This is a genomic window from Prevotella fusca JCM 17724 (assembly GCF_001262015.1).
GTDB classification, from domain to species: domain Bacteria; phylum Bacteroidota; class Bacteroidia; order Bacteroidales; family Bacteroidaceae; genus Prevotella; species Prevotella fusca.
In genome coordinates this window covers 460887-473686 of sequence record NZ_CP012074.1, presented here as the reverse complement: position 1 = coordinate 473686, position 12800 = coordinate 460887, and the positions used below count along the sequence as shown (strand labels likewise).

The 12800-nt window shown below is 36.8% G+C and carries 15 protein-coding genes; all 15 read left to right on the top strand.

Features of this window, described 5'->3' with window-relative positions:
- Window positions 1-130: 130 nt before the first annotated feature.
- The 15 genes from fldA to ADJ77_RS01850 all read left to right on the top strand — a co-directional run bounded on the left by fldA (window position 131) and on the right by ADJ77_RS01850 (window position 12799).
- Window positions 131-619, top strand: coding sequence for a flavodoxin FldA (fldA, locus tag ADJ77_RS01910; RefSeq protein WP_025078343.1), 489 nt, complete (start codon window positions 131-133; stop codon window positions 617-619).
- Window positions 620-674: 55 nt separating this feature from the next.
- Complete coding sequence (locus tag ADJ77_RS01905; RefSeq protein WP_025078344.1) at window positions 675-1034, top strand: DUF2023 family protein; 360 nt, start codon at window positions 675-677, stop codon at window positions 1032-1034.
- Between the two features lie 243 nt (window positions 1035-1277).
- A complete protein-coding gene (locus tag ADJ77_RS01900) occupies window positions 1278-2948 on the top strand; it encodes a tyrosine-type recombinase/integrase (RefSeq protein ID WP_025078345.1) in 1671 nt (556 codons plus the stop codon).
- Between the two features lie 464 nt (window positions 2949-3412).
- Complete coding sequence (locus ADJ77_RS01895; RefSeq protein WP_025078346.1) at window positions 3413-3943, top strand: NUMOD4 domain-containing protein; 531 nt, start codon at window positions 3413-3415, stop codon at window positions 3941-3943.
- A 20-nt stretch (window positions 3944-3963) separates the two neighbouring features.
- The gene (locus tag ADJ77_RS01890; RefSeq protein ID WP_025078347.1) at window positions 3964-4149 is read left to right on the top strand and encodes a hypothetical protein; all 186 of its coding nucleotides are present in this window, start codon (window positions 3964-3966) and stop codon (window positions 4147-4149) included.
- A gap of 938 nt (window positions 4150-5087) precedes the next feature.
- Window positions 5088-6635 carry a hypothetical protein gene (locus ADJ77_RS01885; protein ID WP_050695969.1) on the top strand — a complete coding sequence of 516 codons (1548 nt, stop codon included), beginning with the start codon at window positions 5088-5090 and terminating at the stop codon, window positions 6633-6635.
- A gap of 93 nt (window positions 6636-6728) precedes the next feature.
- Window positions 6729-7310 carry a hypothetical protein gene (locus tag ADJ77_RS01880; protein WP_154663378.1) on the top strand — a complete coding sequence of 194 codons (582 nt, stop codon included), beginning with the start codon at window positions 6729-6731 and terminating at the stop codon, window positions 7308-7310.
- Between the two features lie 436 nt (window positions 7311-7746).
- Complete coding sequence (locus ADJ77_RS01875) at window positions 7747-8268, top strand: hypothetical protein (protein ID WP_025078350.1); 522 nt, start codon at window positions 7747-7749, stop codon at window positions 8266-8268.
- A gap of 18 nt (window positions 8269-8286) precedes the next feature.
- Complete coding sequence (locus tag ADJ77_RS13705; protein WP_154663377.1) at window positions 8287-8463, top strand: hypothetical protein; 177 nt, start codon at window positions 8287-8289, stop codon at window positions 8461-8463.
- A gap of 229 nt (window positions 8464-8692) precedes the next feature.
- Complete coding sequence (locus ADJ77_RS13160) at window positions 8693-9034, top strand: HNH endonuclease (RefSeq protein WP_042740944.1); 342 nt, start codon at window positions 8693-8695, stop codon at window positions 9032-9034.
- 175 nt (window positions 9035-9209) lie between these two features.
- Window positions 9210-9674, top strand: coding sequence for a hypothetical protein (locus ADJ77_RS01870; protein WP_025078351.1), 465 nt, complete (start codon window positions 9210-9212; stop codon window positions 9672-9674).
- A complete protein-coding gene (locus ADJ77_RS01865) occupies window positions 9667-10476 on the top strand; it encodes an adenine-specific methyltransferase EcoRI family protein (RefSeq protein ID WP_025078352.1) in 810 nt (269 codons plus the stop codon). Before ADJ77_RS01870 ends, ADJ77_RS01865 begins: the two co-directional genes overlap by 8 nt.
- Window positions 10473-11546, top strand: coding sequence for a DNA cytosine methyltransferase (locus ADJ77_RS01860; RefSeq protein ID WP_025078353.1), 1074 nt, complete (start codon window positions 10473-10475; stop codon window positions 11544-11546). Before ADJ77_RS01865 ends, ADJ77_RS01860 begins: the two co-directional genes overlap by 4 nt.
- Window positions 11543-11935 (top strand): P27 family phage terminase small subunit, encoded by a 393-nt coding sequence (locus ADJ77_RS01855; RefSeq protein ID WP_025078354.1) that lies wholly within the window; start codon window positions 11543-11545, stop codon window positions 11933-11935. Before ADJ77_RS01860 ends, ADJ77_RS01855 begins: the two co-directional genes overlap by 4 nt.
- Window positions 11936-12799, top strand: a complete 864-nt coding sequence (locus ADJ77_RS01850; protein WP_025078355.1) for a hypothetical protein — start codon at window positions 11936-11938, stop codon at window positions 12797-12799.
- The last annotated feature ends 1 nt before the right edge of the window (window position 12800 follow it).

Below are 12800 nucleotides of genomic sequence, written 5' to 3'. Positions count from 1 at the left end.
AGAAACCACTCCCTAAAAGTAGGTATTTTGCACAAACCACTACTTTTAGGTATTGCAAGTAATAGTTTTTCATTGTATCTTTGCAACCGTAAAGAATAATAAAACAAGAATTTAAATCAGTAACAGAAATATGAAGAAGACAATTGTTGTTTACGGTTCATCAACCGGTACATGCGAAAGCATTGCAAATACCATCGCTGAGAAACTCGGCGTTGAAGCTATTAACGTGGCAGACTTCTCTGCAGAAGTAGTGGCAGAGAATGACAACCTGATTCTCGGCACTTCTACCTGGGGTGCAGGCGAACTGCAGGACGATTGGTATGATGGTATTAACGTACTGAAAGGTGCTGACCTCACCGGCAAGACCGTAGCACTCTTTGGCTGTGGTGATGCTGAAAGCTATTCTGATACATTCTGTGGTGCCATGAAGGAAATCTATGATGCAGCACAGGGCGCAAATATCCTCCCAGGCGTATCAACAGACGGCTACACATTCGATGACAGCGAGGCTGTTGTTGACGGTGCGTTCGTAGGTCTTGCTTTGGACGAGGTAAACGAAGACGACCAGACAGAGGCTCGCATTGACGCATGGCTGGAAGCTATCAAGCCATCATTGTAAGAAATATTGAGATTTAGTGCTTACATAATAACCATTTCGAAAGGGATAAACTATGATGACAGATATGATGACCGCCGACATGAAAGTGTTGATGAATCACATCTACGAGTTCAAGAAGGGTGTCCGACAGATGGTTCTGTACACTTGCAACAAGAAGTACGAATCGTTCGCCACGCTCCGTCTCGAACATCAGAATATCCCTTACATCATTCAGCCGGTGGGGCGCGACCGCATGAACCTGTTCTTTGGACGTAAGGAATGCCTTGACGCCATCCGGCTGATGGTGACCAAACCCCTCAACCAGCTCTCACCAGAGGAGGACTTCATCCTCGGTGCGATGTTAGGTTATGACATTCGCGTACAGTGCGAGCGGTACTGTGAACGCAAGTGCCGCACTTGTAAACGTGCGACATGAGCCATAATTATTAAATGATAATCTTGTTCGCGAAATAAATTATTTCATAATGTTTTTGTATTATAAATGGGGGCTACTGTGAAGTAGTCCTTATTTTCTTTTATATAGCTGTTAATCAATCAGTTATAGAGAAAAGGTTAATCTAGTCGGTTTTTCTATAGTACACTGAAAAAGGACTTAAAATGGGTATTTAACCACGATTTTAAGAACGAAATTAAGAACGAAATTAAGAACAAGTAAGTTATGTGTATTATAGAAGGACAGTTAAACCTAGGTGTGTCTTTTAACATTAGAGACCGCAAAGCAGTTAGACCTACTAGTATTTATTGTATTGCTAGAATAGATGGAAAGCAGCATAAAATCCCATTAGGTGTAAAAGTGCTAGCTAGTCAGTGGGATAAAAAATTTCAACAAGCAGTAGTTAGTAACCTGCAGGGTAGACTAGATAACTACAATAATCAGATAGCTAATAATAAAATTAATGAAGTGAAAGATAAGATTTCAGAATATTTAGACTACATTTGCACCCACGAAACAGAAACATTAAACTTTATTTCACTTAGTAAATATTTAGTAGGTATGGGAGATTCAGCTAAAGACTTGATAGAGAGTGCGTTTCATTATTTGTACCCTAATAATTCAGATACTAGAAAGACTTATATATCTAGACTTAATAGTTATACTGATTATCTGAAAGAGAAGAGCCTAGATAGCTTTGAAGTGTTTAAGCAGAGTGGAATAAATGCCTATACGAAGTATCTATCTGAGAAGGGAGATAGCAAAGCACAGATTAACGTTAAAGTTGGGTTGATTGTTAGACTAGTTAATAAAGTCCTAGCAGTTGAAGAACCATATCTAAAGTATAACATTGGGGGAGGTGTGGCGTATAATAAAAAGAAAGACATTAGACCAGAAAAGGGTAAATTTGCGCTTACAGTAGATGAACTTAAGGCTATTGAACTACTGACCTTTCAACTTGCGGATAAATACGACTTGAAACCTATTCTACCAAGGCAAGAAGACGGTAGTATTAATCCAAAGTACCCACTTAGTCTTAGGGGTAGGCAGTTAAGCGAGTATAGGGATATATTCGTATTGCAGTGTAAAACAGGACTTAGAGTTAGTGACCTTTCTGTATTGCTATTATACCTAACCAAACAGCCAACTGATAAAGTTAGAGTGGTTGAGGTAGAAGGGCTGAAATTCTATGAACTAAAGACTAAGAAGAGCCAAGGTAAAGAGGCTGCACTAATACAAGTAAATGATTATATAGTATGGTTTGCAGAGAAATACAATACTGCTAAGTTTCTTGTGGATATTGCTAAGATTGGTAATAATAATAGTTACTATAACCATGCAATAAAAGAGATAACTAGATTAGCAGGAATTGACAGACAGATTACATATAGAAACGCACAGGATAAAGAGATTACAGAACCAGCTTACAATAAGATTAGTTCCCACTGTGCAAGACATACATTTATTACTCAGAAACTCAATGAAGGTATAAGTCCAGATAAACTATGCTACCTAACAGGACATACAGACGACAATATGATTAAAACTATCTACACCCACCTTACTACTAGTGATAAGATTAAAATGATTACTAAGGAGCTGGGGAAGATAAGGGGCAAGGCAGTAGAAAATCCCCCCACCACTGCACAAACTAAGCGACATGAGACATTGAACGTAGACTATGATAGATTGTTAGGAAGGATTGAAAGAAGTAAGGGAAGACTGGGGGATGTTGCTAAGTGGTTGATAGATAATGATATAAGTATTGATGCACTGATTGGATATTATCAGAAACTTAACCCAGACTCTATTAATAAGGTGGGGGACATAGTGGTAAGGGCTGATATGATGATGAGTAGGTTATTGACAATCAGAGACATAATACAGGAAAGTTAACCCACCCAACCTAGATATAACAAGAGGGCAGATGTACAGTGATGTATGTTTGTCCTTTTTTCATGTCTATACCATAACTTACATTAAATCAGATAGTTACACGAAAAACACAGGATAAAAGGGTTGATTATATAAAGTATTGATAATCAGACCGTTAACACCAAGTACCTAGAAAGTTGGAAGGTTTTTTAGGTGTGTGGGGGATATGGGGGTATGTGGGGCAGAAAAACCATGAAAAACACTACAAACCCCACCCACCGCCTCAAGTTGCCCCCCAATTTTAGGCTGGGAAATGGCTAAATCTCTTATTAGTAGAAGTACGTGCGTATGTGCGAACATTTTATAATTATTGTTTGCTTGTTTTTGTCGTTTCAGAAATCTAGCAAGTAATAGTAACAATGACATTAAATTATTAACAGGTCTATTTTTGTCCCACTGGCAGGATAGGAAAAACACAAACAGAAATGAAAAATACTAAAGAGACATGGAAACCTATTACCTGTACTGATAATGTTAAGTACGAGGTGAGTAGTAAAGGTAATGTTAGGAATTTGAAGACAGGTAGAATATTAAAACCATTCTACAACACTCAAGGTTATGCAAGGGTAGACTTAACAAGTGCCAATAATGATAAAACTAAGAAGACCAGAAAACTAGTACATAGGTTAGTAGCACAGACCTTCATACCTAACAATGACCAAAGTAAAACAATAATTAACCACAAAGACGAAAACCCACGTAATAACTCAGTAGCTAATCTAGAATGGTGTACGAATAAATATAATGCTAACTACGGAACTAGAATCGAAAGAGTGGCTAAAGGTAAATCTAAACCTATCCAACAGCTAGATATGAAGACTGGGTTAATTATTGCAACCTATCCAAGTTTAAAGGAGGCAGGTTTAAGTACAGGAATATATAAGAGTAATATTTCAATAGTTGCAAGAGGTAAAGGTAAGTCAGCTGGCGGTTATGGATGGAGATATACTAAATAATAACTAAACAATAATAAACTATGAAGAGTAATAAAGTATTAAGTATTGTAGGCGGTGTTCTATTAATACTTGGGGCAGGTCTTAATTTACGATGTGAAATGTTGAAGGTAGAGAAAGACATAGCACAAGCAAAGTTCCAAAAGGTCTTAGTATTGAAGTCTAAGGCAATGGAAAAAAGTAAGGTACAGGACAGAATTAAACAGTAAACTCATGAAAAAGTATATAGTATTTGACAGTAGGAACATGGAAGTAGGTAGATATGAAACTGAACTAGATGTATTACAGGGGCTTAGACTACCTATTAAAAGTACAGATTATGTTAGACTTTGCTGTATGGGTGTATTAAAGCGACTAAATGGATATAAGATAGTCAGTGTAAATTAATAATATAAATCCTAGTGCGTGTCTGTAATAAGGTCACTACTTTTCGATAAGACACTAGGAACTCTCATATTTCAAACAAAGCAATTTACAGCTTTTGTTAATTGAATGTAAAGTAGCGAGGTAGTCGGTCAGTGATGATAGATACTACCCAATGTCTAAGCACGGAAAAGGACGACACACGGAAAACCACTGTATAATATTATATAGTCTGAGCAAGGTGAGTAGTGAGTGTTCGTGTCGATATAGTACGTGCTGACTAAGTGGGTTGTCGGTCAGTGATGATAGATGATAGCTTAGAGTGACAAACAGTAAAGCTAGGATTAAATGGTTGTCTGCCCAGCCCCTAGCAATGACAGGTTTTTATAGGGCAACTTATAAAGACAGGGTTAGTATAGTAGTCTAAATATAACTCCAAATTCTACTACTATGCTACTCCTTAAAACATCGACTATAGTACAGATATAGATGTAAAACAGCCCCTAGTGTGTAAGGAGGATAAAAACCACCTAGGCACTACTTTTCGATAAGGCTAGGGGTACTGAGAGCTTTTAAGTGTATGATGGGGGTAGAAGTTTAATAAAGTTCATTAAGTAAAACAATGAACGATTAAAAATTATTCTCCAATCTTCAAGTCTCAACGAACTTAATCTATTGTTGAGCAATCCCCTAGTGTATAAGGCAGGACTTAATCCATATCTGCTTTGATACTACCCCTTCGATGTGGACTAGGGGAACAATGGACTATTAAACTATTACAAAAATGAAGGAAGACAAGAATTTTAAGGTAACTGTATCCCTAAGTAAGCAAGGGTATAACAGTAAAGATGAGGCAATTAGTGCAGTTATGAATGACCGTAAGAAGATGGCTGAACTAGGTGTAACAGAAAGTATGAGATTTAAGAAGATGACCCTAACAGTTGAAGGGCTACTAGGGTATATCATGAACGGCTATACATTTTGCGGACTCTATAAATACAAGGAAGGAAGAAAGGTATTTATTCAGACCTGTAGCGGAAAACAGTACTATACCATGCCAACAGAAAAGGACGGCTATATGAAAAGATGTGTTAAGAGGTCTGATTATTGGGAAGGTAGCCAAGTAGTGAGTATTGATATAGACGAGACAGCCTTTACACATATACCAGCTTTTCTTAGTATGTTATCCTGCCAGCCTACCTTTACCTATACAACATTCTCCGATAAGCCTGAAAAACGTAAGTTCAGAATGGTTTATGTAATGGATAAGATACTAGCAAGGAATGAACATAAGGCAGTATCTGAGGCACTACATAACCAGATAGAAAAGGAAACAGGAGAAAGAATACAGGATAGGTGCGGAACAAGGGGAGACCAATATTTTAACGGCACAACACAGGAAGGAGAATCTTATATTAGTGGTTATGTGTATGGGCTGAAAGATATAGGGGGATATTTTGATGAACTACTAAGACTGTTACAGGAGGAGGAAAAAGATACAAAGATAACCCTAGATAAGCAGTTAGTGGGGGACTTGAAACTACTAAGCTATAATCAAGTAGTCGCAAAGTACAGTAAGGTCTATGAATACTACTATAGAACACAGATAGACTTTAAGGACGGTGAGAAGTATAGATTAGTTAGCGAAAGACACGGATACTATCAACTTTATTTTAGGTGGGAAAATGATAAGCCAGTGAAGTATGTTGACGGTGAGCATAGAAGGGCAAAACTTAACAACTATGCAAGACTGAGACGACTAATAAAGAATGATACAACCTCAGAAGAACTACTATATAACTTGTACATAGACCGTGAACGTTTCTTTGATAACTCAGATGATACCCTAACTATTGATTGTCTAGTGAGTATTGTTAAGAAGACCATGAAGAAGGAATTAGACATACTACAAACGGAATACGAGGAAAGCAGGGAGGCAGTTAGAAAAGCAATGAAGGACGACTACCACGAGAAAAAACTAGTAGTAAATCCTAAGTACTATGGAAAATATGAACGGGCTAAGATGATGGCTGATATTAGAACAGGTACAAAGGAATGGAACTACCACCTAATCGACTTGTATTATAATCCAGACTTGACAGTAAAGGATAACTTAGAGGTACTTAAGAAAAACGGTGTAGAGGTAAGCGATGATACCCTTTATAGATATTGTAAAGATAGAGGTATAGTATATAAGCTAACCGATGATGACCTAAGAAAGCTAATCAACCCTAACCTAAGTGTACGTAAAAATCTAGAGAACATCAAGGGGCAGGGGTATAAGGTTAGCAAGGATAGAATACAGAAAATAATTAACCAGTTCCAACCCTAAACTATAAAAGGGAAGGGACATTAAAACAATAGGAAAGTTCATTAGAATTCAATAAGTAAAACATTGAACGAAAATACAATGAACGGTAAAAATATGAAGACAGTAGATTATGTAAAAATAGAAAGCCTGTATAACACTAGATTAAGCATACAGGAAAACTTAGAACAACTGAAAGCTAAGGGAATTGAAGTAGGTAGAGCAAGCCTATATAATTACTGTAAAGATAAAGGGATAAGTGATAGATTAGGTGATGATGAACTGAAACACCTAATAAATCCTATGCAGACAGTAAGACAGAACCTAGACCTATTGAAAGGGAAAGGGTATAAGATTAGTAAGGATAGGATTTGTAAGGTATTGAAAGAAAGTTCATTAAGTAAAACAATGAACGATAAGAATACATACCTGCCTAGTGAGTATGAGAAAGAGGCAAAGACGGAATTACAGTCTACACCTAAACCTACATTGAATGATATAGTAGGGCTTGATAAATTCCTAAGTAGTCTAACCCCTAACATTAATGAAGACTTAGAAAATAAGGACAAGGTAGAAGGTGAAGACTTAGAAAAGAAGGACAAGCCTGTAGTGGAAGAGGTAAAACCTACTAAACTGGAAGACACTAACCCACTATGTAACCTTAAATTTGATTTCGCTAAGTTAATGGGAGATTTCTAAAGTATTGAATATAAGATAGATAGGCGAGCGACCCAAGCGCGCGCCTATTAATTAAAGATAAAGGACTCACTACTACGTCTTTAACGTTAGTAGTAGTGTGTCCGTATATGTATCTGTATAGGTATATATAAGATACCTATTATATACAGTAATGCGAAAATAAGGACACCCTAGAAACCTAGTATAAAGCCTAGAATTAGCCAAATATCACATAACTAACTGATATGTAGTAAGTTAGGATAAAACAGCCTTCTACTAGGGTAACTTAGAAAATAAGGACATTACTTAGAAAATAAGGACATTACTTAGAAAATAAGGACATTACTTAGAAAATAAGGACATTACTTAGAAAATAAGGACATTACTTAGAAAATAAGGACAACATAATAATTAACCGTCTTAGTATTCAACCTAGGACCTAAAACATTAAATAGATATGACAGCAGTAGTATTAAATCAGACTGAGACAATGACAGAAGAGGCTAGAAGGGAGTATAGCCGTCAACTTGAAAAGGAGTTATTCGGTGATGTACAGGATAACAGGGAAACAATCTTACCTAGCAAACCAAAGGAGACTATTAAGAAGGATGATACAGTTAAGCTAAGTAAGAAGGAGGAGAAGGAACAGGCTAGGGAGAAGTTTTTATCTACCTTAGAGAATGTTAGGTATAATGATGAGTCTAAGCGTTTAAGCCTATATACCTTTGACGGTCGTAGTAATGATATGTTTTGGGATATGGTATTAGAGACAAGGAGGAAGAAGTTAGCAGGTATTGTAGATGAGCCTGTAGATAATACCCCATGCAATCCAACCCCAACAACTACTACTAATCAATCAGACCCTTACCAATCAGACCCTATGTTAAGAAGTCTAGGGTTAACAGGTGATGAGAAAGAGGACAACATTAAGATACAGAACAGTCTATTAGGTCTTAGTGGCAAGTGGGATAAACTTTAATCAAGGAGGACAGCAGCAATGAAGAAGAATATAGAGAAGTCAGTATTAGATAAGAAGGGTGAAGAGATAGAACGTGCAACCCTAGACAATGATGTACAGGAACTAACTAAGGAGGAAGTACTAGAAAGGTTTAAGCAGGCGACAGAAAGACGACAACTACCTAAGAAAAGCTGGTTAGACTTTAGGGTATTCTAGTGTACAATATTGCAAGTCACAAGCCCTAAAATCCTAATAAGTAGAGAGGATAATAGGTAATGTGTAATATTGCAGTTAAGAAGCCCTAGAATCCTAATAAGTAAGAAAGAAATTAATTTATTGTTTTCAATCTGTAATAGTTTAATGTCATAATCGGTAGGGGTTAGTAGTGATATTAGCCCTTACCACTTTACTACTACAGACTGAGAACTAACAATACTAAACAATTATGCCAACAATATACAGGTCACCAAAGAATACAAACAAAGATTCTTATAGTGCCAAACGAAAAGCAGAACGACAGGCAATATATAGTAGCACGACATGGAAACAACTAAGGGAGGAAAAGCTAAGACAGAAACCCTTATGCGAATGTTGTCTTAAGGCTGGTGTAATCCGAGTTGCTCAAGACGTACACCATTTAATTAGTTTTATGTCTACTAGTAATCCAGTTGAAAGAGATAGACTAGCGTATGACTTAGACAACCTCCAAAGTTTATGTAGGGAATGTCACCACGCTACCCACAACCCAAAGAAGAAGAATTTAATGCCTAGTGATGTACAGTACTAGGTTGAAGTATAAAGTCAGGTAGTTATTATTGGGGTGAGGCAGAGAGTAAAGTGTAACAGTTTGATTTTAAGCACTTTATACCCCCGCCCCTACCTAACTATTTGGCTATCAACGTTTTACCCCACCCCAGTTTTATTTGCACATGGGAGGGTAATTTTTAACACATTTTGAGATTATGACAAGAACATTAGATGAAGTCTTAGACTGTTTAAGGCTAGACTACAAGAGACCAATATTAAACCTAGTAGATGGGGTTTGGACTTATTATAATGGGTGTAAGAGTTGTAGAGGTGATTTAGAATTTTTATACCTAGGCGACATTACAGACCCAACTACACCCCACTTAGATACAGGACAAGGGGGAGAAGATATACATTACTTACCTAGCTTAGATATGTTAACAGGTAAGGAGGAACAAGCGATACAGACCTTAACAAACTTAGAAAGAGCAGGCTATCATATCTACCTCTTAGCATATAGAATAGGTGTAGAAGATATGTTAGAAAAGCGAATGAGGTATATAATGTTTGCAAGCCGTTCCTACATGACAGACGACTTACCCACAGACGACTACCATAGAATGAAGTGTGAGCTGGTTAAGCGTTCATTAAATCTACTAGAAAAATTATATAATGAGTAATACTAGCTTAAATAACGCAAAGCAAGCAAAGAATGATGAATACTACACAAGGATAGAAGACATAGAGAAGGAACTAGAACATTACCTACCATATTTAAAGGATAAAAAGGTGTACTGTAATTGTGACAGCGTGGATAGTATGTTTTGGTCTTACTTTACAACCAACTATAAGAGGCTTGGACTAAAGGGACTAACAGCTACACACTACAATCCGAACAGTACATATAGATTAGATTATATCAAGGGACAGACAGTAAAGACAGTAGTAAGTGGAGATGGTAGTTATAATAGTCCAGTTAGTTTGGATATATTAAAGGATTGTGACATAGTAATTACAAACCCACCCTTTAGCTTGTTTAGGGATTTTATAGACACTGTCAAGGACAAGGATTTTATAGTAGTAGGATGTTTTAATGCAGTAACCTATAGTAATATCTTTCCAATGTTTAAGGCAGGTCATTTAAGTTTAGGTTACACAACACTTAGATATTTTACAACCCCTAGCGGTACGATAGAAGACATGGGTAACGTGACATGGTTTACTACTTTACAAGTGAGCAGACCAGAACTAGAACTAACAGCTACATATAACCCAACAGACTACCCAACTTACAGTAACTATCCAGCTATCAATGTAGACAAGGTTAAGAATATACCAAGCGACTATAAAGGTAGGATGGGTGTCCCTGTAAATTTCATGACTAAGCACTGTAGCAGTCAATTTAGGGTAGTAGATAAGCTAAACAATCCAAAGCTAGGAAATAAGACAATATATAAGCGTGTAATAATAGAGAAGATATGATTAACCACTTAGAACTATTTGCAGGTATAGGAGGACTTAGTAGGGCTGCAGAACTATTATACAAGGATTTTGGTACTAGTATTTCAACCATAGCCTACAGTGAGATAGACAAGCACGCAATAAAGACCTACAGAGCAATCCATCCAAGCCACAAGTATAGTTTATCCATGGGAGACCTAATAGAATGGAATCAGACAAAGGATGAACAGACAAGGAGTTTAGATATAGATTTGCTTAGTGGTGGTTTTCCATGTCAGACCTTTAGTAGTGCAGGGAAGAGAGCAGGTATGTTAGACCCAAGGGGAACGCTATTTTATGAGATATTACACATCTTAGAGGTTAAACTACAACAAGGGAAACCGATACCTTATATATTATTAGAGAATGTAAGGGGATTGACTACACATGACAAGGGTAACACATTTAGGACAATCAAGACCTCGTTAGAGAATCTAGGTTACACTGTATACTGGGACTTATTTAATGCAGCAGATTATAAGTTAGCCCAAAATAGAAACAGGCTTATTATCTTTGCTACTACTAAGAGTCTCCCAAGTTTCACATTTAACAGTACGGTAGTTAAGAATACATTTAACAGGGACTACTCTAAGGATTGGTCACTTACTACACAGACTAAGGTACGTGATATTCTAAAGCCAACTGTAGACCCTAAGTATAACCTATCTAAATCTCCTAGTTACAGGTCTTATATACTAGGTGAAAATACAACATACAGAACAGTGCCTAAGTTTGATAGAGACATTGCAGCTACTCTCACTTGTAAATCAGATAGGAGGGCTTCAATGGGAAACTATTATACCTTAGATTATATACAAACAGGGAACAGGGATAGTAGTGTAGATTATAAGACAGCAGACCTAAGAAAAATAACACCTACTGAATCATTCTTACTACAGGGGTTCAGAGAGGAGGATGTTAAATTAGCAAGAAGTGCAGGGGTAAGTGATACGCAGCTATATAAACAAGCTGGTAATACATACTCTGTTAATATGTTCTATGCAGTCTTATACTACTTATTCTTAGACCAAAGAATACAGGAAAAACAATGATAACAAAGAAAAAGATACAGCAACTATATCCAGATATTAGGGAGTCTGTGCAGGATTATATCTTTACCGTCTATAAGTTTCTGATTGCTGAGTATGGGGAAGTTAAGCCAGAATGGAAAGGCACACTAAATCTCCTTACTGAGTCTCTAGAAATGTTTTATAGTTGCAAGGATAAGATAAAAGAAGATGGACTACTTATTAAGGACAGATACGGTAATTGGAACAAACACTCCTTATTAATGATTCAAAACTCTTATCAAATCCAAATTCTCAAATGTACTAAGGAGCTGGGACTATCACCACTTAGCAACAGTAAGATAGAGACAAAACCCGAACAAGTACAGGAAGAGACGGCAGAAGATTTTATAAAGAAATTAACAGGTGAATAAATGAAACACATATATAAGGGTAGTAGTATAAAATTAACTATACCAGATTATGAACAAGACGGTGCTATCACTTTCTTTACCGTCAACCCTACATTTGGAACTACTTATAACGGTCTGAATGAGAATAATGAGGTAATCTTAGTGTGGAATGACCTTAAAAACATGGGACGTGGCGTATTGCAGTATAAGCTAAACAATCCCACCACAGGAACAGACTATACTAGAACCACAGATTATTATATTGACAGTGACTTAGTAGTAGATGATGATGAGGTCTTAGGTAATGTAGGTGAGAAGATAGAGCGTGATGTAAGTAGTAGGTTGGATGATAAGATTAATGCAGGTATTGAGAAAGTCAGTACTAAGGCAGATGAAAAATTATCACAAGTAGACCAGAAATTAACAGAAGGTTTATCTAGGGTACAGGATGACTTAACCCAAAAATGCCCTTATGTAGGATGTGACTACTATGTATATAACTATGACAGGGCAAAGAAGACGTATAAGAAGACCAGACTATATGTAAAAGGTGTAGACGGTAAAAATGGTGTAGATGGTAGAAATGGTGTAGATGGTAGAAGTAAGGAAGTAAGACACCAACCAACAGAGACTACAGTAACAATTAGGAGCGGTGAGTTTCATGAGTGGGAAGAGGTAGAAAGTCTAAATATCACCTTACAGCCAGACCCTAACAGCCCTTTCCTAGATGAGTACGGATTTAGATTTAAGACTGGAAGAACAGCACCTAGAATAAGTCTACCTTCTAACATCAAACTACCACGTACATTTATAATCTTACCAAATCATATCTACACTGTTACTATCATTGGTACGGTATTAGAGTTTGGTAGTCAATCATTATAAG